This window comes from Haloferax sp. AS1 (assembly GCF_014530665.1).
Taxonomy (GTDB): Archaea; Halobacteriota; Halobacteria; order Halobacteriales; family Haloferacaceae; genus Haloferax; species Haloferax volcanii.
Map to the genome: position 1 here is coordinate 1515549 of NZ_SPSA01000001.1, position 23234 is coordinate 1538782.

A 23234-nucleotide genomic window follows, 5' to 3' on the forward strand; every position below is an offset into this window, starting at 1 on the left:
CGGCGACCGGGAGTGAGCGGGGTTAGATGATACCCATCTCGTCGAGGCGCGTCGGCAGGTACTCGTCGGTCACGAAGTCGAGACCGCGGGAGGCAAGCGCCTGCTGTTCTGCCTTCTTGCCGATGTCGAGTTGGAGCTCTATCTGCTCGGTCCAGTAGTCGCCCATGAACCGCGGGTCCTCCAGTTCGGACTGGAGCGCGTTGATGTCGGAGTCCGCGAGCGGGTCGGTCGGGAGGTCGTAGTCAACGATGTCCTGCGGCTGGATGCCGACGAACTTCGCGTCGGGCGTGGCGAGGTACTCCGAGAGGTGCGCGGATTTGATAGAGCCGTAGGCGACCGAGCCGAAGATGCGGTAGGACCACGGGTCGCCGTCGGTGAAGACCACGACCGGCAGGTCGAGTTCGTCGTGCAGGCGCTTCGTGATACGCCGGGTGGCGCGCGCCGGCTGGCCGCCGAGGTGGACGACGAGCGCGTTGTAGTCGTCGTCGAAGCCGTTCTCGACGAGGCGGTCGCGCATCCCGCCGGTCTCGACGCACATGACGAACTCGATGTCGTGTTCGAGGAACTCGATGGTGTCGGGGTTGTTCGGAATCTGGTAGCCGCCCTGTCCCACGTCCAACTGGCAGTGAATCTCGCGGTCGCCGCGGTTCGTCTGCTCGCGGATTTTGAGGGGACCCATGAGCTTCGCGCCGGACTCCTCCGGGCGCATGTGGAAGTCCTCGCGCTTGACATCGCTGACGATTTCCAAGTCCTCGATGAGCTTGTTTGACTCGTCTTGGTCGGAGAAGTGCGCCTCCTCGTTGTCCCACGACTCGGAGATGTAGTACAGCTCACGCAGGGTTGACGAGCGGTCCTCGTCGAGTTGGCGCGCGAGGAACTCGATGGTGTAGGCGGCCTTCAGGAGCTTTCGCGCGCCCCGAACGCTGTTCGCAGAGCGCTTCGAGGTCCGGTCGCCGTACACCCAGACGTTGGCGTCCTCGTCGTACTCGATGTTGCTTTTCGTCCGCGTCGGGAGCGTCATGTGCGGAATCTCCCCCGCGTCGAACTGGTCGTAGAACTCCGCCGCGAGGTCGATGAGACGCTCGCGGGCGCGTTCCTCGGATGTCTGCTGGTCGGATGCCATTATACGTTCACCGTGAGTTTCTCCGTCTCGACGCCGTCGACGTTGATGTCGAACGACGCGTCCTGTGCGACCGAGTACGTGAGCGTCGCCGTCTCACCGGACGACACCTCGGGGTTCCACTTGACGAACCACTCCCCGTCGAGGTCGACGACCGTCGCCTCGCCGTCGAGACCGCCCGGCTCGGCCGAGACGATATCGGTGATGTCCGGCGACTCGTTCGTGTTGGAGTGGTTCGTCACCGTGAGCGTCACCTCGCCGTCGTCGACGGCCCGCTCGACGGTCAGGTTGTTCATGATGCGGCCGAGCGCGCCGTCGATGTTGGGCTCGGGTCGCCCGGTGACCTCCGAGAGCTTCGTCGCCATCTGCGGGAGGATGCGGCCGAGCACGTCCTGTTTCTCGCGGCGCTTCTGGAGCGACCGCCGCTTCGACAGGTAGGATTTGAGGTCGCGGGCCGCCTCGCGGATGGCGAGTTCGACCTCGTCTTGAATCGCCGGCACGTCCGCGAGCGCGTCCTTCGACTCGCTCGTGAAGGGGACGTTCGTGGAGGCGACGTGGACCATCAGAACCGCGGGGCCGTTCGGCATGCCGCTGCCGCCCGGCTGGTCGAGGCCGTAGTTCCGCCAGCCGATGTCCTTGACGACGTGGGTGATGGTACACGCGCCCTGCTGGTAGACCAGCGGGACGCGGTTGGCGAAGCGGAGCAGGTCGATTTTCCCCTCGGACTTGAGTTCGCCGCCGTAGGCGATGCCGGCTTCGACGATAAAGGGGTCGCCGCCGTGGACCTCGGCGTCGCGGGTCGCCGCGGCGTAGAAGTCGGCGTCGAACTCCTTTTTCAGGCCGGCTTCGACGAGTTCCGCCGAGATGGGAGACAGACAGTCCGTCGGCGGCGCGAGGATGTCCGTCTCGCGCATCGCGTCGAGCAGGTCGCGGGCCACGTCGCGGTCGTCGGCGACCTCGCGGACCTTCGGTACCTCGTCGGAGACGGTTCGCATCCGCGACCAGATGGCGTCGGCGATGTTCTCCTGTGCAGTCTCGCCGTAGGTCTCGTCCTCGCGCTCTTTGGTTCGGTCGGCGGCCCACGAGACGAACTCGGCCACGTCGTCGCGGGTGGCGCGGTCGGCCGGGCCGGTCGTCTCGGCGAACTGCGTGGCGATGGAGCGCGCCATCGACAGCTTGCCGGCGTCGTCTTTCTGCGTGGTGGTCACGTCGTCGACGATGGCGTACGCGTCGCCCTCGCGGTCGTCGGTGAGGGCGGGCCACAGCGCCTCGACGACGTTCTCGCGGACCGTCTCACCGAACGAGGTGTCGGTGTCCTCACCGGCCGTCTCGGCGGCGTTTTCGACGATAGTGACGAGTTCGCCGTGGGCGATGCGGTCCTTGCCGACGACGATATCGACCAGTTCGTCCGCGAACGCCGCGGTCGCCTCTTTGCCCTTGTTGGCGACGGCGTCCTCGACGACGGCGACGAGGTCGTCGGCCTCGGACGCGTCGGGCGTCCGCCACGTCATCTCGCGGCCGAAGTGCCGGTCGCGGAAGGCGTCGTGAACCTTGTCGGAGGTCTTCGCGCCGACGCGGGTGAACTCCTCTTGGAGGAAGCCGGACACGGAGTACGACTCGGTCGCCGAGAGCATCTTCAGGAGCGTCCCGAGTTCGACGCCGTGGGGGTGCGGGCGAATCTCCTTCGTCTGTTTCGGAAGCTGGTCGGTCGCCCGCTCGAACTTCATCGGCTCGTCGAGGCCGGGTTCCCGGAGTTCGATGCGGGCGTGGGGGTTGACGACCGCCGTGTGGAGGATGTAGTCGTGAAGCTGCTGGCGGGCGCGCATGTTGGCTTCCATCTCCAACTCGATGCGCGTGCCGTGGGGGCGGTCCCACGAGGTCGTCTTCTCGGTGCGAATCTCGGGTTCGTTCTGGTCCGTGTTGATGACGAGTTCGAAGTACTCGGCGTCCTCCGAGCCCTGCGTCCGGCTCGTCACTTTGGCGGGTTTCCCGCTCGTCAGCTGCGAGTAGAGGACCGCCGCGGAGATACCGATACCCTGCTGGCCGCGGGACTGTTCGCGCGCGTGGAAGCGAGAGCCGTAGAGGAGCTTCCCGAACACTTTGGGCACCTGCTCTTTCGTGATGCCCGGCCCGTTGTCCTCGATGACGAGGCGGTAGTAGTCGCCCGCCTCGGCGATTTCCACGTAGATGTCGGGCTGGATGCCCGCCTCCTCCGTGGCGTCGAGCGCGTTGTCCACCGCCTCCTTGACGGCGGTGACCAACCCGCGGGCTCCGCTGTCGAAGCCCAACATGTGCTTGTTCTTCTCGAAGAACTCGGCGATGGAGATCTCCCGCTGGCCCTTCGCCAGCTCCTCTGCGATCCCCGGCTCGTCACCGAGTGTCGACTGGAACGAGGTCATTTCCTGATGCGCATCTACCCAGTCCCGCGTTAAGTACTCACCGGCAGCGGAGTGAAAGTGAACTCGGGGCGTTGACGCGCTTCGAGGGGCGTTCGCGCCGGAACGCCGGATCATGATACACAGAGTCACCCACGAAACGCGGGTCGGTCGGTCGGCGTCTCCGATGTCGGAAACCGCTACGCGGGACTCCAGTAAGTAGTACGCGCCCGCGCGTGCGAGCCTTTAAGGGACGGGCTATCCTAGGCCTGTTCAGATGTCTCAGGATAACGAGTACGGGGCCGGACAGATTCAGGTCCTCGAAGGGCTTGAAGCCGTTCGAAAGCGTCCGGCGATGTACATCGGGTCCACCGATTCTCGCGGGCTCCACCACCTCGTCTACGAAGTCGTCGACAACTCCATCGACGAGGCGCTCGCGGGCCACTGCGACGCCATCGAGGTCGCCCTCCACGAGGACGGCTCTGTCAGCGTCACCGACAACGGCCGCGGGATTCCGGTAGATACGCACGAACAGTACGACCGACCCGCGCTGGAGGTCATCATGACCGTCCTCCACGCCGGCGGGAAGTTCGACAACAAGTCCTACCAAGTCTCCGGCGGCCTCCACGGCGTCGGCGTCTCCGTCGTCAACGCGCTGTCGAGCGAACTCGAAGTCGAGGTCAAACGCGACGGCGCGGTGTGGACACACCGCTTCGAGGTCGGCGAGCCGCAGGTCGAGGAGTTCGAGCGCGTGCGCGACCTCGAACCCGGCGAAGACACCGGAACGACCATCCGCTTTTGGCCGGACGACGGTATCTTCGAGACGACCGAGTTCGACTTCAAGACGCTCGAAAACCGCCTGCGAGAGCTCGCGTTCCTCAACTCTGGGGTCGAGATTTCGCTCTCCGACGAGCGGACCGACGAGTCGAGCACGTTCCTCTTCGAGGGCGGCATCCGCGAGTTCGTCGAGTACCTCAACGAGACCAAGACGGCGCTCCACGACGACGTCATCTACTACGACGACGAGTCGGAGGGCATCGAGGTCGAAATCGCCATGCAGGCGACCGACGAGCTCCAGGGGTCGATTCACGCCTTCGCCAACAACATCAACACCCGCGAGGGCGGCACGCATCTGACCGGGTTCAAGACGGCGCTCACCCGCGTCGTCAACGACTACGCGAACAGCCACGATATGCTCGACGACCTCGACGGCGACAACCTCCGCGGCGAGGACGTTCGCGAGGGACTCACCGCCGTCATCTCCGTCAAGCACCCCGACCCGCAGTTCGAGGGGCAGACGAAGACCAAGCTCGGGAATTCCGAGGTCCGCGGCATCGTCGAGAGCGTCACCCACCAACAGCTCGGGACGTTCTTCGAGGAGAACCCGGACACGGCGACGGCCATCATCTCGAAGGCCGTCGAGGCCGCCCGCGCCCGCAAGGCCGCGAAGCAGGCCGAGGAGCTCACCCGCCGCAAGTCCGCGCTCGAATCCACCTCGCTGCCGGGGAAGCTCGCGGACTGTCAGAGCCGCGACCCCTCGGAGTCCGAACTGTTCATCGTGGAGGGCGACTCCGCGGGCGGCTCGGCAAAGCAGGGCCGCGACCGCAAGTTCCAGGCGATTTTGCCCCTCAAGGGGAAGATTCTGAACGTCGAGAAACACCGCCTCGACCGCATCCTCGAAAACGACGAGATACGGGCGCTCATCACCGCCATCGGCGGCGGCGTCGGCGACGAGTTCGACATCGAGAAGGCGCGCTACCAGCGGCTCATCCTGATGACCGACGCCGACGTCGACGGCGCGCACATCCGGACGCTGCTGCTTACGCTTCTGTACCGGCACATGCGCCCGCTCATCGAGGCCGGCTACGTGTACGCGGCCCAACCGCCGCTGTACCGCGTCCGCTACCGCGGCAACACCTACGACGCGATGGACGAGGCCGAGCGGGACCGCATCATCGAGGAGGAATGCAACGGCAACCCCACGCAGGTCCAGCGGTTCAAGGGACTCGGTGAGATGAACCCCGACCAGCTGTGGGACACGACGATGAACCCCGAAAACCGCGTCCTCAAGCGCATCACCGTCGAGGACGCCGCCGCCGCCGACCGGATGTTCAACATCCTGATGGGCGACGCCGTCGGGCCGCGAAAGCAGTTCATCAAGGACCACGCGAACGACGCCGAATGGGTAGACATCTAATATGAGTTCTGACGCACCAGATTCGTTCGAACCGGGCGCGGGTATCGCGGCCGAAGTCAAGAACGCGCGCATCGAAGACGAGATGGAGCAGTCGTACATCGACTACGCGATGTCGGTCATCGCGGGGCGGGCGCTGCCCGACGTGCGCGACGGCCTGAAGCCGGTCCACCGGCGCATCCTGTATGCGATGCATCAGGCCGGCGTGACCTCCAACTCGTCGCACCGCAAGTCCTCGTCCATCGTGGGCGAGACGATGGGTGACTACCACCCCCACGGCGACTCCGCCATCTACGACACCCTCGCGCGCATGGCGCAGGACTTCTCCATGCGCTACCCGCTCGTCGACGGCCAGGGTAACTTCGGCTCCGTCGACGGCGACCCGCCGGCCGCGATGCGCTACACGGAGGCGCGGATGTCCCCCATCGCCGAGGAACTCCTCGACGACATCGACAAGGACACCGTCGACTTCCAGTCGAACTACGACGACCGCAAGCAGGAGCCGACGGTGCTGCCGTCGTCGTTCCCGAACCTGCTCGTCAACGGGTCGTCCGGCATCGCGGTCGGGATGTCCACGAACATCCCGCCGCACAACCTCGGTGAGGTCGTCGACGCCACCGTCGAACTCATCGAGAACCCCGACGCGACCGTCGCGGACCTGATGGAACACATCAAGGGGCCGGACTTCCCGACCGGCGCGAACATCGTCGGCCGCAACGCGGTCCACAAGGCGTACAAGACGGGTCGCGGTCGCGTCCGCGTCCGCGCCGACTACGACGTGTTCGAAGAGGAGGGCCGCATCGTCATCAACGAACTCCCGTATCAGGAGAACAAGGCCCGCCTCATCGAGCGCATCGCCGACGACGTGAACGAGGGCAAAATCGAGGGCATCCGCGACATCCGCGACGAGTCCGACCGCGACGGCATCCGCGTCGTCATCGAACTCAAGCGCGGCGCGATGGCCGAGGTCGTCAAGAACCAGCTGCTCGACAACCACCTCGAATCCACGTTCGGCGTCATCAACCTCGCGCTCGTCGACGGCCAGCCGCAGGTGCTGACGCTCAAGGAGACGCTCGAACACTACCTCGACCACCGACGCGACGTGGTTCGCCGGCGCTCCGAGTACGAACTCGCCGAGGCCGAAGACCGCGCGCACATCCTCGACGGCCGCCTGAAGGCCCTCGACAACATCGACGACGTGGTCGAGACCATCCGCAACTCCGAGAGCCGCGACGACGCGAAGGCCGCGCTCCGCGGCGAGGTCGAAGTCGAAGTCGACGGTGAACCGCTGCCGACGTTCGACTTCTCCGAGGAGCAGGCGAACCACATCGTCTCGATGCAGCTCGGGTCGCTCACCTCGATGGAGGCGGCCGAAATCGAAGCCGAGTACGAGGACGTGCAGGCGACCATCGAGCGCCTCGAAACCATCCTCGGCGACCAGTCGGAACTCGACGCCGTCATCGAGTCCGAACTGCTCGACATCAAAGACGAGTACGCCGACGACCGGCGGACCTCGTTCGTCGCCAACACCGGCGAGGTCACCCGCGCCGACCTCATCCCCGAGGAGGACGTGGTCGTCGTCGTCAGCGAGGACGACTACATCAAGCGCATGCCGGTCTCCCGGTTCCGCGCCCAGCACCGCGGCGGCAAGGGCATCATCGGGACGGACCTCAAGGAAGGCGACAACGTCTCGTCGGTGTTCGTCACGAACACCCACGACGACCTGCTCTGTTTCACCAACCACGGGCAGGTCTACCAACTCAAGGCCTACCAGGTCCCCGAGATGTCGCGGACCGCCCGCGGGAAGTCGGCGGTCAATCTGCTCGACTTCGACGACGGCGAGGAGATTACGGCCGTCGTCAACTGCGACGACCTCGAAGATATCGAGGGATATCTAACGATGGTGACCCGGAACGGCTACATCAAGCGGACCGGCACCGACCGCTTCCAGAACATCCTCTCGACGGGCATCATCGCCACCAAACTCGACGAGGGCGACGAACTCGTCGACGTGGAGGTCACCGACGGCGAAAGCGACCTCGTCATCGGCACCGAACGGGGAATGTCCATCCGCTTCGACGAGGACGAGGTGCGCGCGATGGGCCGCTCGGCCCGCGGCGTCCGCGGCATCAAACTCGAAGGCGACGACGTTGTCGCCGGCGTGGCCGCCATCGACGAGGCCCACCACAGTTGGATTCTCACCGTCACCGAGAACGGCTACGGGAAGCGCACGGACCTCGACGCCTACCGCACGCAGTCCAGAAACGGCAAGGGTCTCATCGACATCAAGGCAAACGAGCGGAACGGCCCGGTCTGCGCCATCAACACCGTCGGCGAGGGCGACCACCTCGTCGTCATGTCCGACGAGGGGCAGATTCTCCGGACCCCCGTCGAGGATATCTCGACGGTCGGCCGCAACACGATGGGCGTCATCGTGATGGACCTCGACGAGGGCGACGACGTGGCCTCCGTCGACGTGATTCCGGCCGCGATGACGACCGAGGCCGAGGAACTCGACGACGCGGACAGCGTGGAAGAGGACGCGGAAACCGACGCGGACGACGAGTAACGGCTCCCCGCGAGACTTTTTTCGCGGACTCCCGCCGGAGAGCCGCGGCTCCGACCGTCGCTCCCCGAAGACATTTATCTCGGCCGGAGGTCCTACCGGTATGAGCGTGCGACCGCGGTCGAGAATCGTCGGCGTCTCGGCGCTCGCGTTCGTCGTCGTCCTCGGCGGCCTGACCGCGCTTCGGGCGTGGAACCTCGAACCGCCGACGGCCGTGCAGTCGCTCGTCGTCGACGCGGGCGCGGTACTGGTCGTCGCCGGCGTCGCGGCACACGTCGCCCGCGGCGAGAATATCGGCACGCGCGCCGGCGAGGGTATCGTGCTCGCTTTCGGGCCGTGTCTCGGATTCGCGGTCAACCTGTTCGTCCCGGTGTCGACGATGGAGTCACCGCTGTGGGTCGCGTATCCGCTCGTCGGCGGCGCGGTGCTCGCCCTCGTCGTCGGCGGTGTCGGCGCGACCGTCGGCTACATCGGTCGAGTCGCGCGGAAAAGCGGGACAGCCAGCGGTCGAACCTCGTAGTCGGCTACTTCTCCACGTCCGAGGGTTCTCTGGTCAGGTCGTAGGTGTAGTGTCGCGGCTTGCGGTCCCGGAGCCAGTCGCGGAGCGGTTCGACCCGCGGCCGGTAGGTGAGCGTCGACCCGAGGGCGGTCAGCGGGAGGAACTTCGCCGCCTCGATTTCGTCGTCGGGGTCGCTCGGCGACGGCGTCGGATCGTCGGCGACGGGCGTCGCGTGGTAGAACCGCTGGAGATAGATGCGGTGGTCCGGAGCGCGAATCTCGCTCGTGAAGGCGAGCGACTGGATTTCGACTTCGACGCCGGTCTCCTCTGCGGCCTCGCGGGCGGCGGTCTCGAAGAAGAACTCCCCGGGTTCGGAGCCGCCTTTCGGCAGTCCCCAGCGGTCCTTCTCGTAGACCGCGAGCACGGAGTTCTCCCGGAGGACGACGACGCCGGCGGCGAGGTCGTGCGGCGCGGGGGCTTCTCTCGGCGTCGACATCAGAGGATGCGCTTGCCGAAGGCGCTTGCGGCGAGTTCGGTCGCGAGCGTCGCGGTCTCGTTGTGCTCGTCGAGGATGGGGTTGACCTCCACGAGTTCGAACGAGCGCATGGCTTCCGAGCGGGCGACGAGTTCCATCGCCGCGTGGGCCTCGCGGTAGGTCACGCCGCCGCGGACGGGCGTCCCGACGCCGGGGGCCTCGCGGGGGTCGAGCCAGTCGAGGTCGAGGCTGACGTGGACGCCGTCGGTGCCGTCGGTCGCCACGTCGAGGGCGTCGTTCGTCACCGCGGTGACGCCCCGCTCGTCGATATCCGACATCGTGTACACCGTCACGTCGCTGTCGCGAATCGCCTCGGCCTCCGCGTCGTCGACGGAGCGCAAGCCGACGATAGCGACGTTCTCCTCTTTGAGGCCGGCGGCGTTCGCCCACTCGACGCCCGCGAAGTCACCGATGCCGAGCGCGGCGGCCAGCGGCATGCCGTGGACGTTGCCGGACGGCGAGGTGCTCGGCGTGTTGAAGTCGCCGTGAGCGTCGAACCAGATGACGCCGATGTCGGCGTCGCGGGCGCTGCCGACCAGCGAGCCGATGGCGATGGAGTGGTCGCCGCCGAGCGCGAGCGGGGTCGTCCCCTCGGCGAGCGCGGTCGAGACGGCGTCGGCGAGGCTCCGCGTCACCTCTTCGACTTCCTTGACGTGCTTCGCGTTCGTCGCCCCGGCGTCGGCGTCCCGCGTCGCGTGGTGCGGCACCGCGAGGTCGCCGGCGTCAGTCGGCGAGACGCCCGCGGACTCCAGTTCCCCCGCGAGTCCAGCGTATCGAATCGCGGAGGGGCCCATGTCCACCCCGCGTCGATTGGCACCGTAGTCCGTCGGTGCACCCAGAATTCTGACGTTCCGTTCCATAGATGACCCACTCGTTCGGGCCGTTTAGTGGCATCGGAAAAACACCCTTATTGATAATGCTATCTGTCGCCTCGGGGGAGGCCGTCGTCCGGCGGAACGCACGGGCTACTCGTCGAGATACGGTTCGCAGACGCGCCGGAGACCCTCCTCGAAGGAGATTTTGGGTTCCCAGCCGGTCGCCTCGCGTATCTTCGTGCAGTCGGCTTTCGTGTCGTGGACGTACACGTCGAGGGGGTTTTCGATGTATTCGGGTTCGACGTCGGTGCCGAGCGCCTCGTTTATCATGTCGACCATCTCGTTGAACGAGTAGCTCTCGCCGGTGCCGAGGTTGTAGATGCCTTGTAGCCGGTGGTCGGCGGCGAGTTCGATGCCGCGAACGATGTCGTCGACGTGGGTGAAATCGCGGGTCTGGGTGCCGTCTCCGAACAGCTCCGGCGACTCGCCGGCCGCGATTTTGTCGGTGAACTGCGCGACCGTGTTGGCGAACTCGCCTTTGTGTTCCTCCGCGCCGCCGAAGCCCTGATACACCGAGAAAAACCGGAGCCCGGCCGTCCGCATATCGTAGTGGTGGTGGAAGTACTCCGCGTAGCGCTCCCGGGCGAGTTTCGACGCTTCGTAGCCCGTGCGCGCCTCGACCGGCATCTCTTCCGGCGAGGGCTCGGTCCGCGAGCCGTAAATCGAGGAGGTTGAGGCGTAGACGACGGTGTCACAGCCGTCGTTTCGCGCCTGCTCGACCGTGTTCACGAAGCCTTCGACGTTGACGCGCGCGCCCTTCGTCGGGTTCTCCTCGTGCATCTTGTACGACGACAGCGCCGCCAGATGGAACACCACGTCCACGTCGTCGGTCGGGAGGTCGTCGTCAAGCACGCTCGCGTCGTGGAACTCCACGGCGTCGTCGAGATTCTCGGGCGTGCCGAGGTAGAGGTCGTCGACGGCGACGACCTCGTTTTCGTCGGCGAGATGGTTCGCGAGATTCGAACCGATGAAGCCGGCACCGCCGGTCACGAGGACTCGTTTCCCGTTCATGTGCTACCGGAGTCTCGTGAGCCGTATAGTGCTATCGACAGCATCGAGGCCGAATCGAGGTTCGGAATGAACATTCATGAGTGTGATACGGTTACAAAGTAGACGAACGGCAGATTCGAGGCGTCATCCATCGGATTTAAGGACGTATGTAGCGAACCATTCTCCATGTCATCAATCGAGCTCACGTCGAGTCAGAAAACTATCTTGACTGCACTCATCAACCTCTATCGGGACTCCGAAGACGCCGTAAAAGGTGAGGATATCGCGACCGAAGTCAACCGAAACCCCGGCACCATCCGAAACCAGATGCAGAGCCTGAAGGCGCTCCAGTTGGTCGAGGGCGTCCCCGGTCCGAAGGGCGGTTACAAGCCGACCGCGAACGCCTACGAGGCGCTCGACGTGGACAAGATGGACGAGCCCGCGTTCGTCCCCCTGTTCCACAACGACGAGGAAGTCGAAGGCGTCAACGTCGACGAAATCGACCTCTCCAGCGTCCACCACCCCGAGCTGTGCCGCGCCGAGATTCACGTGCAGGGCTCGGTCCGCGAGTTCCACGAGGGCGACAAGATTCGCGTCGGTCCGACGCCCCTCTCGAAGCTCGTCATCGACGGCACGCTCGACGGCAAGGACGACACGAGCAACATCCTCATCCTCCGCATCGACGACATGCAGGCACCCGTCGGCGAACCCCAGCACTAACCACGCTTTACTTTCCGTCTTTTTCCGGGCACTCTCCGCGCACTCCGACCGGCGGGACCGGCGTTCGGACGGCGAAGCGGTCCGTTCGGCTTGGTGATACGGTTCGCGCCACCGATTGACCCCGGCGAACGGCGACGCGACTCGTCAGTACTCGGTGAGTGCGACAGAGCCGGAGAAATCGAAACCGAGTCGACGAGCGTCGGGCGGCGGGTGCCGCGTCACCCGGCGGTCGGGCGCGTGTTCCGAGTTAGAGGTCGTTCCAGGCGGAGAGCGCGCGCTTCGGCGACGTGACGTCTGCAATCCAGTTCGCGGCGATGCCCTTCTTCAGCGTCCGCGCGAGCGGGCCGCCGAAGACGTTGACGGGGAACTCTCCGAAGACGGGGAACTTCACGCCGTGGGCGACGGCGTCGTGGCCGATGGAGATGACCGTCCCCTTGTCGGTGAACGTCCAGCGCTTGAGCGGCTTGCCGGCGATGGCGCGGGCGATGTTCTCGCCGGCCACGTCAGCGGCGTCCCAGGCGGCCTGCGCCGTCGGCGGCGCGACGTTGTCGGGGCCCTGCTCGACGAGGGCGCAGTCACCGACCGCGAAGACGCGGTCGTCGCTGGTCTGGAAGTCCTCCTCAGCGAAGAAGCGATGGGAGCGCTCGTCCTGTTCGAGCTCCACGTCGGACGCCTCGGGCTGGCCGGTGATGCCGCCGGTCCAGACGAGCACGTCGTAGTCGAGTTCCTCGGGCGCTTCGTCCTCGCCGCCGCCGATGAAGACGGTCTCCTCGTCGACCTTCGAGATGAAGTCGCCGGTGAGGATGTCGATGTCGAGGTCTTCGACGCGACGCCGGAGCGCGCCCTGCAGTTCGGGGTCGTTTCCGGGGAAGATTTCGTCCATCCCCTCGACGAGCTTGATGTCGATGGGCGCGCGGTTCGTGTCGCGGTACTCCGCGACCTCGGCGGCGGTCTGGATGCCGGAGAGACCCGCGCCGCCGATGACGACCTGCGCGGGGTCGTCGCGGGAGGCGTCGGCGGCCGCCTCCTTGATGTCCTGGTGAATCTCGCGGGCGTCGTCGAGACCTTTGAGCTGGTGGGCGAACTCTTCGAGACCCTCGATACCGAAGAAGGCGGTCGAAGAGCCGATGGCGACGAGCAGATAGTCGTAGTCGACGGTGTCGCCGCCTTCGAGCTCGACTGCGCGCTCGTCGACGTCCACGTCGGTCGCGCGACCCTTGACGAACTCCGTCGAGTCGTCTTTGATGTCGTCGACCGGGATGGTGATGCTGGACTCGACGCTCGGGTCGCGGATGCAGCGGTGGACCTCGTGGAGGACGAGGTGGTAGTCGTGTTCGGCGACCCACGTGAGTTGCGCGTCCGGACCGAGCTCTTCTTCGAGGGTTGTAACCGCGCCGGCCCCGGCGTACCCCGAGCCGAGAACGACGACCTGCGTGCTCATGTCGTCGGATGCGCAGTCATCCGATAAAGGGGCTTTGAAACCGTCTCCACAGCCGGGGTAATTTTGGCCGCTACGCCCCCAGAGCGTCGAAATCCGGATTCGACGGTTGTCGGATTAGTCGAGACTGAGGCCCGCGTGCCAGCGGTCGACGCCCGCCTCACGCTTGACTTCGTCCATCTTCGCGAGGAGGTGGACCGCGAGGCTGGCGGTCTCGGCCGCGCGCGATTCGCCTTCGGTGCGGAACTCGCCGGTGACGCGGTTCGCGTACACCGAGCAGACGGCCCCCGCGCGGAGGCCGTAGACGTTGGCGATGGTCAGGAGCGCCGCGGCCTCCATCTCGATGTTCTTCACGTTCGCCTCGCGGAGTTCCTCGACCAGCGAGTCGGAGCCGGCGGCGCGGAAGCCCTCGAAGCCGGGGCGACCCTGCCCCGCGTAGAAGGAGTCGGCGCTCATCGTGAGGCCGACGTGGTAGTCGTAGCCGAGTCGTTCCGCGGCCGCGACGAGCGCCGAGACGACCTCGTGGTCGGCGACGGCGGGGTAGTCCTCTCGGACGTACTCCTTGGAGGTGCCCTCCTGTCGGACCGCGCCCGAGGTGATGACGAGGTCGCCCACGCCCATCTCGGGCTGAATCGCGCCGCAGGAGCCGACGCGGATGAAGGTGTCCGCGCCGACGCGGGCGAGTTCCTCCACGGCGATGGCAGCCGAGGGACTCCCGATGCCCGTCGAGGTAACCGAAATCGGCGTCCCGTCGTAGCTGCCCGTGGCGGTCCGGTACTCGCGGTGGGAGGCCTTCTCCTCGTGGTCGTCCCACAGCGCCGTCACCTTGTCCACGCGCTCGGGGTTCCCCGGGAGCAACACCGCGTCGGCGAGGTCCGCGGGACCGACTTCGAGATGGTACTGGACCTCGTCGTTCGGGTCCTCACTGTCGTTCATGGCACTACTCGCGGGCCACCGATGGAAATTCTTGCGTTCTCCGAGGGGTCATCGCGGGCGTCGTCGCGTTTCCCGCCGTCTCGCCCGCGAGACCGCGCCACGCCCGGTCGTCGGCGGGGTCGCCGTCGCGGAACGGCGGCGGGAGGTCGGCTCTCTCGTCGGCCGCAAACAGGTAGCCGAGTCCCGCGCCGACGTACCAGTCGACCAGCGACGGGGCGAGGTCGGCGTCCACGACGAGGTCGCCGCCGGTGTACCACTCCAGCGCCGCGTCGTCGTCGGCGTCGACGCCGGTCCGCCGCCAGCGCACGCCAGAGCCGCCGTCGCGGAACGCCGACACCGAGAGCGTCACGTCCGCCATCTCGGGGTTGGAGACGCGTTCGAACGAGAGGTTCGCGGGCGCGACGCCGTCGGCCCCGCCCTCGTAGTACGACAGCGCGTGGTCGATTTCGGCCTCGTGGGTCGCCCGCTCGCCGGGCGAGACGTTCGAGAGGTCGACGTGGACCGCGACGGTTCGCTCGCGGAAGGGCGACTCCCGCTCGGCGGCGTCCGGTTCCGGCAGTCGCGTCGTCTCGACGCGCTCGGACAGCACGGGAAACGCGTCGGCGTCGTCGTGGGTCAGCCCGAGTAGGTGGCCGAACTCGTGTTTCAGAACCATCTGGGTCGTCTCGTCGTCGTAGCCGGCGGCGACGACCACCGTGACCGGCTCCGTCGGCGCGGTCGGGTCGTCGCCGTCCAAGAGGGGCGCACAGCCGACCGCGTCCGCGCCGGCGTCGTCGCCGCAGCCGTCGATTCGCTCGACGACCGAGACGGTCACGTCCGGGTCCGAACTGTTCGGTCTCACGACGAACGCCGGGTCGTAGGCGACCGCCGACGCGTTCGCCCGCCAGTAGTCGACCGCCGATTCGACGAGCGAGGCGTAGTCGCGGCCGTCCGCGGGCGCGTCGACGCCGACGACGACGGGCGCGTGCCCCCACGGGTTGTCGGCGGTGTCGGCGGGGCGCGTCTCCGACGCCGACGACCCGGTTCCGCCGACGGCGGCCGAGACGGCTCCGTCGTCGCCGTCGCTCGCGTCGGCCGACGGGGCACCGAGAGCAGCGTCTACGACCGGCGGTGACGGCGATGAGGACGTACACCCCGAGAGTACCACGAGCAGGACGAGCGCGAGCGCGAGCGGGGCGATTCCGCGGTCGGCGGCGGGCGACACGTTACTCGTCGGCGTCGCGCTTCGCCGCGGCGGCTTCCAGCGTGTCCAGCGAGATGGTGTTCGGGAGGAGTTCGCCCAGCGTGTACTCGGCCACGTCGTCGCCGCCGAGGTCGCAGACGACCGGGAGGTCCTCGTCGCAGAACTCCGCGAGCGTCTGGCGGCACATCCCGCAGGGGGTGACGCCGTCGCGCGCCCCCGAGGTGACGACGAGGCGGTCGAACTCGGTGTGACCGTTCTTCACGGCCTCCGCGACGGCGACCTCCTCGGCGTGGAGGCTGTTGGAGTAGTTCGCGTTCTCGATGTTACAGCCGACGTAGACCTCGCCGTCGGCGGTCCTGAGCGCCGCTCCGACGGTGTACTCAGAGTAGGGAACGTAGGCGTTGTCGAGCGCTTCGCGGGCGCGTTCGACGAGTGCTTCGGGCATTGGGCGCTCATTCGCGTGGGGTGGCTTAGTTCGTTCGGCTCCCCGAGACTGTCGCCTCGGCCGGCAGACGCTGGCGGCGGCTCCGCGGGGCACCGCCAATCGCGTCGTCCCGCAAGCGACTATACGGCGCGGCCCTAACGCGGCGTCGTGAACGACACATCCGGCGGACGACGAATCCTGCTCCTCGTCGGCGCGAGCGTCGTAGTCATCTCGGGCATCCTCGGCCTCTTCATCGGTGAGAACGGCGGCCAAGTCGCCGCCGAGATATCGCTGTTCGGCGTCCTCTCGCTGCCGACAAGTCCCCTCGCCTTCAGCCTCTACGGGATGGTGCTCTCGGCCGCTCTCCTCGGGGTGCTGTTCGGACTCGTCGAGTACGCCTCGCGCGTGGAGAACGCGCGGTAAGTCGGCGTCGCTCGCCGCGGACGCGGGGGCGTATCGACCGTGGAACCCCGACCGGAAGGCGGACCGTTTTTGCTCGTCGGGCCCCGACGGACCCGCATGGACGCGCCCTCGTCGACCTCGACCTCGGACGCCTCGGCCGGCGACGCCTCACCCGGCCCGCTCCCGGAAGAGACGGGCGGCAAGAACCGCAAGCGCGCCGCGCTGGCGACCGCGCCGTTCCTCGCGCTCGGACTGGCCGACGTGGTACTCATCCTCCTGCAAGGGCTCGAACCGCTCTGGGGCTTCGCCATCCTCCCGCCGATTCTGTTTTGTAGCGTGCTGACCTGGATCGTCTTCAGCACCGACTTCCTCGACGACCGGACCTGAGTCGGACCCGGCTCAGCGCCGGAGATTCGATTCAGCGCCGGAGATTCGTCGAGTACTTCGTCGGCGTCTCCTCGTCGTAGCCGAAGTCCTCGGCGGTCAGTTCGGGTTCGGCGTCCCCGGCGCTCGCGGGCGCGGCGGCCTTGAACCGCTCGCGGAGGCGCTCGGGCATCGAAAACGCCTCGCGGTCGAGTCGGAGCGCGATGGCGTCGCCGTCGGCTTCCCTGACCCGGTCGAGTCGCTGCCGCGGCCCCTCGGGGAGGTCCTCGGCGTCGACCGCCTCGAAGCCGAACTGCGCGCAGTAGCCGTGGTCCGAGGTGAAGCCGTAGACGGTGTCGAAGTCTTCGGCGGCAGCGCGGTCGACCAGTCGCTCGACGACGTGCGCGCCGACGCCCTGTCCGCGCCACCGCTCCGAGACGCCGACGCAGGTGAGTTCGCAGAACGGCTCGTCGGTCTTGTGGACCCGGATGCGCCCGAAGCCCGCCTTCTCGCCGGACTCCTCGTCGAGCGCGATGACGTAATCGCGGGACCGGAAGGAGCCGTCGTCGAGTCCGAGTTCGTCCAGCGAGTCGAGCAACCAGACCTCGTCTCGGTTCTTCGCGTCTCGGACGTACATGTCTACTCCTAGCACACCGGCCGACAAAAACGCCTCGGGCCGGGCCGCCGATGGCCGTCGCGTCCGTCGAACCCAACGAAAGAACAGTAAAGATTCATGGTTCCGGTCGCGGTAGCTCGGTTCATGGACGTACCCGACACCGACACCGTGGTGCACGAACCGGACCCGGCGTTCGTCGAGGACGCCAACGTCACCCGCTTCATGCGGGAACACGACATCGAGGACTACGACGAACTCATCGAGCGAACGACGACCGAGGTGCCGGGCGTCGGTGCCTCGGGCGTCGAGTGGTTCTGGGACGAGCTCGTCGACTACCTCGACGTCGAGTTCTACGAGGAGTACGACGCGGTCCGCGACGACTCGGAGGGGCCGCAGTTCTCCCGCTGGTACCCCGGCGGCGAGATAAACGTCGCCCACAACACCCTCGACCGCCACGCCGCGGTCGGTTCCGGGAACCGGAACCGCGTCGCCTGCATCTGGGAGGGCGAAGGCGGCGAGGTCGTCCAGCGGACCTACCACGACCTCTACCGCGAGGCCAACCGCGTCGCCAACGTCCTCGAATCCTACGGCATCGAGACCGGCGACACCGTCGGGCTCTACATGCCGATGGTCCCCGAGGTCATCTCTATCCTCTACGGCTGTTTCAAGGTCGGCGCGGTAGCCGTCCCCATCTTCTCCGGCTTCGGCGTCGACGCCACCGCGACCCGCCTCGAAGACCCCGAGTGCTCGGTGCTTTTCACCGCCGACGGCTTCTACCGCCGCGGCTCCGAGGTCCGACTGAAACCGACCGCCGACGAGGCCATCGAGGAAGCGGGCTGCGTCGAGAACGTCGTCGTCTACCGGCGGTTCGGTGACGAGGGCGATGAGAGCGACGCCGACGTGCCGTGGACCGAGGGCCGCGACGAGTGGTGGGGCGACACCGTCGGCGCGGCCGACTCCGAGTACGAGACCAAACGCCTGCCGTCGGACGCCGAGTCGATGCTGCTGTACTCCTCGGGAACGACCGGCAAGCCGAAAGGCATCGTCCACACCCACGCGGGCGTCCAGATGCAGACCGCCAAGGAGATTCACTTCGGCTTCGACCAGAAGCCCGAAGACCGCTTCTTCTGGGTCTCCGACATCGGCTGGATGATGGGCCCGTGGACGCTCATCGGGAACCACACCTTCGCCGGCACCATCTTCATGTACGAGGGCGCGCCCGACTACCCGAACCCGGACCGCTTCTGGGAGATGATAGAGCGCCACCGCATCACCACCTTCGGCATCTCGCCGACGGCCATCCGAGCCCTGCGGAAGTACGGCGACGAGGAGGTCGAGAAACACGACCTGTCGAGCCTCCGCCTGCTCGGGTCGACCGGCGAGCCGTGGGACCCCGAGTCGTGGCAGTGGTTCTACGAACACGTCGGCGGCGGCGACGCCCCCATCATCAACATCTCCGGCGGCACCGAAATCTGCGGCTGTTTCCTCATGCCGATGCCGACCCAACCGCTCAAGCCCTGCTCGCTCGGCGGCCCCGGCCTCGGGATGGATATCGACATCGTGGACTCCTCGGGCGAGTCCATCGCCGACAGCCACGAGCGGGGCTTCCTCGTCGCCCGCGACTCCTGCCCGTCGATGACCAAGAGCCTCTGGGAGGGCGACGACCGCTACCTCGACACCTACTGGTCGTCGTGGGACGACCTCTGGGACCACGGCGACTGGGCGCAGAAAGACGAAGACGGCTTTTGGTTCCTCCACGGCCGCGCCGACGACGCGCTCAACGTGGCCGGCCGCAAGGTCGGCCCCGCCGAGGTCGAAGGCGCGCTCATCGAACACGACGCGGTGAACCAGGCCGCCGCGGTCGGCGTCCCCGACGATACCACCGGAACGGCCGTCGTCGCTTACGTCGTCCTGGAAGACGGTATCGACGAGAACGACGACCTCCGCGAGGAGCTTCGGGGCGTCGTCGGCGACGAGTTGGGCAAGCCGTTCCGCCCACGGGAAATCCTGTTCGTCGACGAGTTCCCGAAGACGCAGTCGGGCAAAATCATCCGCCGCGCCATCGCCTCCATCTACGCGGGCGAGGACCTCGGCGACATGAGCAGTATCGAGAATCCCGAGTCGCTCGAAAAGATAGAAAACGCGTCCTGAAGCGGTTTTTCCGCCTTCGTTCAGTCGGACAGCGCCGCGCCGACGCCGTCGTTCCACGCGTCGGCGGTGAAGTCGACCGCGTCGTTCCACGTGGCGACGACCGTCGTCACCGCGAGGTCGCCGGTCACGTTCACCATCGTCCGGATGCGGTCGAGGATTGGGTCGACGCCGGCGACGAGCCCCACGATTTCGAGCGGCAGGCCGAGTTGCGTCAAGACGAGCGTGAGCATGATGAGCCCCGACCCGGGCACGCCGGCGGTGCCGATGCTCGCCAGCACGGCCACCGCGACGACCGCGAACTGGTCGACCAGAGAGAGGTTCACGCCGACGATGTTCGCCGCGAAGATGGCCGCGACGCCCTGGTACATCGCCGTGCCGTCCATGTTGATGGTCGCGCCGAGCGGGAGCGTAAAGCCGTAGATGCGCTCTTCGATGCCGAGGTTCTCGTCCGCGTCGGACATCGTCACCGGGAGCGTCCCGGACGACGACCGGATACTCAGCGCGGTCACCATCGCGTCGCGCGCTCCGGAGAGGAACGCGACCGGCGACCGCCCCGCGACGCCGACGACGAACGTGCCGAGGTAGACGAGCCCGATGTGGACGACGGCCGCGAGGAGCATCGTTCCGATGAGGAGCGCGAACGGGAGAATTGCGTCCACGCCGGCGGTGCCGAAGACGTTGGCCATCAGCGCGAAGACGCCGAGAACGCCGAACTCCATCGCCCCCCAGACGACCTTGTACATCGCTTCCGCGCCGGCGTCAGCGAGGTCGAAGAACGTCTCGATGCCGCGTTTGACCTGCTCGTCGTCGGTCTCTTCCCACGCCAGCGTGAGGCCGAGGCCGAACACGACGACGAAGAAGATGGTCGGCAACACGCCACCGTCGGCCATCGCGCCCACGGGGTTCGTCGGGACGACGTTGAGGACGACTTCGACGGCGTCGGGGGCCTCGGCGCTCTGTGCCTCGGCACCGGCGAGCAGTTCTTCGAGCCCGCGGGAGCCGGGGGAGACGAGGTTGCTCACCCCGAGTCCGATGGCGACCGCAAACGCGGACGTGAGCGCGTACAGCCCCACGACCTGCGCGCCGACGCGACCGAGCGACGACGGCGAGAGCTGCCGGACGCCCATCAGGAGCGTGAACACCACGATGGGGACGATGAGCATCTCCAGCAGTCGGACGAACAGGTCACCGACCGGTTTCAAGGCCGTCGCGGGTTCGCCGACGACGAGGCCGACGAGCGACCCGAGGACGAACGCGACCCCGATTCGGTAGACGATGCCGACCGAACGATACCGGTTCCAGAGAGATACGATGCCAGCCTGTGACATGTAACGTGTTTGCACTAACGATACAGCCGGACTATAAATATAGCGGTGAAAATCCCGAATTTAACACCGAGGTAGAATTCAATCTCAAATCCGAATTAATAGTTGGAGCGTTCGGTGACGTCTCTCCACCCTACGCGTCGTGGTCACCACACGTCGTCGGGCGCGAGCGCGACCGACTCGGGAACCCCGTTACCGACTGCGAGGGCCGCTTCGACCGCCTCGTCGTCCACGGGAATCCGAACCGTGCCGCCGGCCAAAAGCGGCGCGAGCACGCCGGCGACGACGGTTCCGGGGTGAGAAAGCGACGACCGGACCGCGACCGTGTCGCCCGCTTCGAGGTCGAAGTCAGCGACGACCTCGCGGGCCGCGTCGAGCAGGTCGCCGTGGGTGAACTCGCGGTCGTCAGCGACGAGCGCCGGGTCGGCGGGCGAGACTACTTCCGGGTGGACCGCGGGGTTCTCGCTCCAGACCTCCTGTTCCCAGTGGGTCGTCGCGGGCGAACTCGGCGGGCCGCCGAACACGGCGAGTTTCTGCCCCGGCGGCAGGTCCTCGAATGCTTCCTCGCTGTCGACGGGAACGACGGTCGCCCGCGCCTCCACTGCGGGGTCGAACGCCGTCACCGCGCCGAGTTGGGCCGCCCCGAGGAACGTCAACAGCGGTTCGGGGAGCGGCGCCGGGTCGACCGCGACGCGAGCGCCCTTGCGGACGCCGAGGTAGCGGAGGACGTTCCCGGCCTTGTACGAGGTCGTGATGAGGTCGTGGTACGTGTAGGTCCGGCCGGGGCCGTCGACCCGGAGCGCGAGTCGGTCGCTCCGCCGGTCGCGGGCCATGAGGTCACCGATAACGTCCATGGCCGGTCGTAGGGAGTCGGCGCGAAAAAAGCCCCCGAGGCGTGCTCGCGGTTCGAGAACGCGTGGGGAGTCCGGGCGAGCAGCGCCGAGACGACGCCGGCGCGACGACTCAGGGCGCGCCCGCGATGACGAACGTGCTCTCCTCGGGGCCGTTTCGGAGTTCGCGCGTGTCCTCAGGCGAGACGCGCACGGCGTCGCCGGGTTCGAGGTCGAGTTCCTTGTCCTCGACGACGAGCGTGGCCCCGCCGGAGACGAGGTAGTACACTTCCTCGTGGCCCTGTTCGGCGTGGTCGTGGGGTTTGCCGGACCAGTCGGGGTCGGCCTCCAACACGCTGAAGCCGAGTTCGACGCAGTCGAGTTCGTCTCGCAGGAAGTGGAGCCCGCCGCCGACCGCGTCTACGTCCTCGTAGTTCGCTTTCGTGTAGGACATCGGCCGAACCGACGGCCGCCACACACGAGAGCGTGGCGGTGTCGGAAATCGCTCACAGCGAGTTCTTCAGTTTCTGGAAGAGGCCCTCTTTGACCTCCTCGCCGCCGGCCTCGGCGAACTCTTTGAGCGCCTCGCGCTGCTCGCTGTTGAGGTCCTCGGGCGTGACGACGTGGACCTCGACGTGCAGGTCGCCGTGGCCCCGGCCGTCGAGGTGGGGCATCCCCGCGCCGGAGACGGTGAACGTCGACCCGCTTTGGGTGCCCGCGGGCACCTTCAGTTCCTCCTCGCCGTCGAGGGTCGGCACCTCGACGGTCGCGCCGAAGACGGCCTGCGGGAAGGAGATGGGATGGGTGTACCGGAGGTCGTCGCCGTCGCGCTCGAACTCCTCGTGGTCGCGGACGTTGACCTCGACGAACAGGTCGCCGTTGGGACCGCCGTTCTCGCCGGGTTCGCCCTCGCCGCGGTAGCGGAGGCGCTGGCCGTCGCGGAAGCCGGCGGGGATGGTGATGGTCACGTCGCGAGTGCGACGGACGCGCCCGCTCCCGCGGCACTCCGAACAGTCCTCGCTGTACGTCTCGCCCTCGCCGCCGCAGGCGCGACAGGTCGTCGTCTGCTGGACGCGGCCGAAGGGGGTCTGCTGGACCGTCGTCTGCTGGCCCGAGCCGTTACACTCCGAACAGGTGTTCACGTCGGCGTCCTCGGGATGACCCTCGCCGTCGCACTCGGGACAGACCTCGCGGCGGCGAATCGTCACGTCGCGCTCGACGCCGTGGTAGGCGTCTTCGAGGTCGATTGAGATGCGCTGGGCCACGTCGCGGCCCTGCTGGGGACGGTTGCGCTGTTGGCCGCCCGCGCCGCCGTTGAACAGGTTGTTGAAGATGTCCTCGAAGCCGCCGCCACCGCCGCCCATGCCGCCGAACGGGTTGCCGCCGCCGAAGGGATTGCCCTGTCCGCGGCCGCCGCCACCGCCGCCGCGTTTCTGGGACTGCTGGAAGCGCTCGTGGCCGACTTGGTCGTACATCTGCCGCTTCTCGTCGTCCGTGAGCACCTCCTTGGCCTTCTGGACCTTCTTGAACTTCTCCTCGGCGTCGTCCTCGTCGGAAACGTCGGGGTGGTACTTCGCGGCCTTCTTGCGGTACGCGTTCTTGATTTCGTCTTTCGAGGCGTCCCGCGAGACCCCGAGTACGTCGTAGAAGTCCTCGCTCATCAGTTGCTCTCTTGTAGCCGGTGAAGGTATT

General features: G+C 67.0%; 21 protein-coding genes. 7 read left to right on the plus strand and 14 right to left on the minus strand.

The annotated features are described in order from the left end of the window. Nucleotides 1-22: 22 nt before the first annotated feature. Nucleotides 23-1123: a DNA topoisomerase IV subunit A gene (locus E4P24_RS08125; protein WP_115802622.1), complete on the minus strand. Its 1101-nt coding sequence runs from the start codon at nucleotides 1121-1123 to the stop codon at nucleotides 23-25. Next, nucleotides 1123-3519 carry a DNA topoisomerase VI subunit B gene (locus E4P24_RS08130; protein ID WP_188148339.1) on the minus strand — a complete coding sequence of 799 codons (2397 nt, stop codon included), beginning with the start codon at nucleotides 3517-3519 and terminating at the stop codon, nucleotides 1123-1125. The genes E4P24_RS08125 and E4P24_RS08130 overlap by 1 nt, the downstream gene beginning before the upstream one ends. Before the next feature lie 253 nt (nucleotides 3520-3772). Between E4P24_RS08130 and gyrB the strand changes: the two genes are divergently transcribed. From gyrB to E4P24_RS08145, 3 genes are all read left to right on the plus strand, one after another. Beyond that, entirely contained in the window at nucleotides 3773-5692 is a 1920-nt protein-coding gene (gyrB, locus tag E4P24_RS08135) for a DNA topoisomerase (ATP-hydrolyzing) subunit B (protein WP_004063239.1), read from the plus strand. A gap of 1 nt (nucleotide 5693) precedes the next feature. Next, nucleotides 5694-8258 (plus strand): DNA gyrase subunit A, encoded by a 2565-nt coding sequence (gyrA, locus tag E4P24_RS08140; protein WP_188148340.1) that lies wholly within the window; start codon nucleotides 5694-5696, stop codon nucleotides 8256-8258. Between the two features lie 100 nt (nucleotides 8259-8358). Next, nucleotides 8359-8775, plus strand: a complete 417-nt coding sequence (locus E4P24_RS08145; RefSeq protein WP_188148341.1) for a hypothetical protein — start codon at nucleotides 8359-8361, stop codon at nucleotides 8773-8775. 4 nt (nucleotides 8776-8779) lie between these two features. Here E4P24_RS08145 and E4P24_RS08150 read toward each other — a convergent pair whose 3' ends face one another. From E4P24_RS08150 to E4P24_RS08160, 3 genes are all read right to left on the minus strand, one after another. Next, nucleotides 8780-9250, minus strand: coding sequence for an NUDIX domain-containing protein (locus tag E4P24_RS08150; RefSeq protein WP_004041454.1), 471 nt, complete (start codon nucleotides 9248-9250; stop codon nucleotides 8780-8782). Continuing rightward, nucleotides 9250-10149 (minus strand): arginase, encoded by a 900-nt coding sequence (gene rocF, locus E4P24_RS08155; protein ID WP_115802626.1) that lies wholly within the window; start codon nucleotides 10147-10149, stop codon nucleotides 9250-9252. Before rocF ends, E4P24_RS08150 begins: the two co-directional genes overlap by 1 nt. Before the next feature lie 105 nt (nucleotides 10150-10254). Then, complete coding sequence (locus E4P24_RS08160; RefSeq protein ID WP_115802627.1) at nucleotides 10255-11175, minus strand: NAD-dependent epimerase/dehydratase family protein; 921 nt, start codon at nucleotides 11173-11175, stop codon at nucleotides 10255-10257. 165 nt (nucleotides 11176-11340) lie between these two features. Here E4P24_RS08160 and E4P24_RS08165 point away from each other — a divergent pair, with 165 nt between their 5' ends. After that, nucleotides 11341-11874 (plus strand): Rrf2 family transcriptional regulator, encoded by a 534-nt coding sequence (locus E4P24_RS08165; protein ID WP_004063234.1) that lies wholly within the window; start codon nucleotides 11341-11343, stop codon nucleotides 11872-11874. A 247-nt stretch (nucleotides 11875-12121) separates the two neighbouring features. Here E4P24_RS08165 and E4P24_RS08170 read toward each other — a convergent pair whose 3' ends face one another. The 4 genes from E4P24_RS08170 to cdd form a co-directional block, all read right to left on the minus strand. Beyond that, nucleotides 12122-13315 carry an NAD(P)/FAD-dependent oxidoreductase gene (locus E4P24_RS08170; RefSeq protein ID WP_004063232.1) on the minus strand — a complete coding sequence of 398 codons (1194 nt, stop codon included), beginning with the start codon at nucleotides 13313-13315 and terminating at the stop codon, nucleotides 12122-12124. 114 nt (nucleotides 13316-13429) lie between these two features. After that, on the minus strand, nucleotides 13430-14248 hold the full coding sequence (locus E4P24_RS08175; protein ID WP_115802628.1) for a nucleoside phosphorylase: 819 nt from the start codon (nucleotides 14246-14248) through the stop codon (nucleotides 13430-13432). Nucleotides 14249-14252: 4 nt separating this feature from the next. Then, nucleotides 14253-15452, minus strand: a complete 1200-nt coding sequence (locus E4P24_RS08180) for a hypothetical protein (protein WP_115859831.1) — start codon at nucleotides 15450-15452, stop codon at nucleotides 14253-14255. Nucleotide 15453: 1 nt separating this feature from the next. Beyond that, nucleotides 15454-15876: a cytidine deaminase gene (gene cdd / locus E4P24_RS08185; RefSeq protein WP_004041462.1), complete on the minus strand. Its 423-nt coding sequence runs from the start codon at nucleotides 15874-15876 to the stop codon at nucleotides 15454-15456. A gap of 147 nt (nucleotides 15877-16023) precedes the next feature. On the opposite strand from cdd, the gene E4P24_RS08190 reads away from it, so the two are divergent. After that, nucleotides 16024-16278: a hypothetical protein gene (locus E4P24_RS08190; RefSeq protein ID WP_004041464.1), complete on the plus strand. Its 255-nt coding sequence runs from the start codon at nucleotides 16024-16026 to the stop codon at nucleotides 16276-16278. A 96-nt stretch (nucleotides 16279-16374) separates the two neighbouring features. Continuing rightward, the gene (locus E4P24_RS08195; RefSeq protein WP_004063229.1) at nucleotides 16375-16644 is read left to right on the plus strand and encodes a hypothetical protein; all 270 of its coding nucleotides are present in this window, start codon (nucleotides 16375-16377) and stop codon (nucleotides 16642-16644) included. Between the two features lie 31 nt (nucleotides 16645-16675). On the opposite strand, the gene E4P24_RS08200 is transcribed toward E4P24_RS08195, so the two are convergent. Further along, nucleotides 16676-17257 (minus strand): GNAT family N-acetyltransferase, encoded by a 582-nt coding sequence (locus E4P24_RS08200; RefSeq protein WP_004041468.1) that lies wholly within the window; start codon nucleotides 17255-17257, stop codon nucleotides 16676-16678. Between the two features lie 123 nt (nucleotides 17258-17380). Here E4P24_RS08200 and E4P24_RS08205 point away from each other — a divergent pair, with 123 nt between their 5' ends. Continuing rightward, on the plus strand, nucleotides 17381-19387 hold the full coding sequence (locus tag E4P24_RS08205) for an AMP-binding protein (protein ID WP_223173901.1): 2007 nt from the start codon (nucleotides 17381-17383) through the stop codon (nucleotides 19385-19387). 20 nt (nucleotides 19388-19407) lie between these two features. Here E4P24_RS08205 and E4P24_RS08210 read toward each other — a convergent pair whose 3' ends face one another. From E4P24_RS08210 to dnaJ, 4 genes are all read right to left on the minus strand, one after another. Then, complete coding sequence (locus E4P24_RS08210; RefSeq protein ID WP_006600256.1) at nucleotides 19408-20715, minus strand: dicarboxylate/amino acid:cation symporter; 1308 nt, start codon at nucleotides 20713-20715, stop codon at nucleotides 19408-19410. A gap of 143 nt (nucleotides 20716-20858) precedes the next feature. Further along, nucleotides 20859-21566 carry an AMP-binding protein gene (locus E4P24_RS08215; protein ID WP_115802631.1) on the minus strand — a complete coding sequence of 236 codons (708 nt, stop codon included), beginning with the start codon at nucleotides 21564-21566 and terminating at the stop codon, nucleotides 20859-20861. A gap of 109 nt (nucleotides 21567-21675) precedes the next feature. Further along, nucleotides 21676-21996, minus strand: coding sequence for a cupin domain-containing protein (locus E4P24_RS08220; RefSeq protein WP_007273624.1), 321 nt, complete (start codon nucleotides 21994-21996; stop codon nucleotides 21676-21678). A 52-nt stretch (nucleotides 21997-22048) separates the two neighbouring features. Then, entirely contained in the window at nucleotides 22049-23203 is a 1155-nt protein-coding gene (gene dnaJ / locus E4P24_RS08225; protein ID WP_115859827.1) for a molecular chaperone DnaJ, read from the minus strand. Nucleotides 23204-23234: the final 31 nt, after the last annotated feature.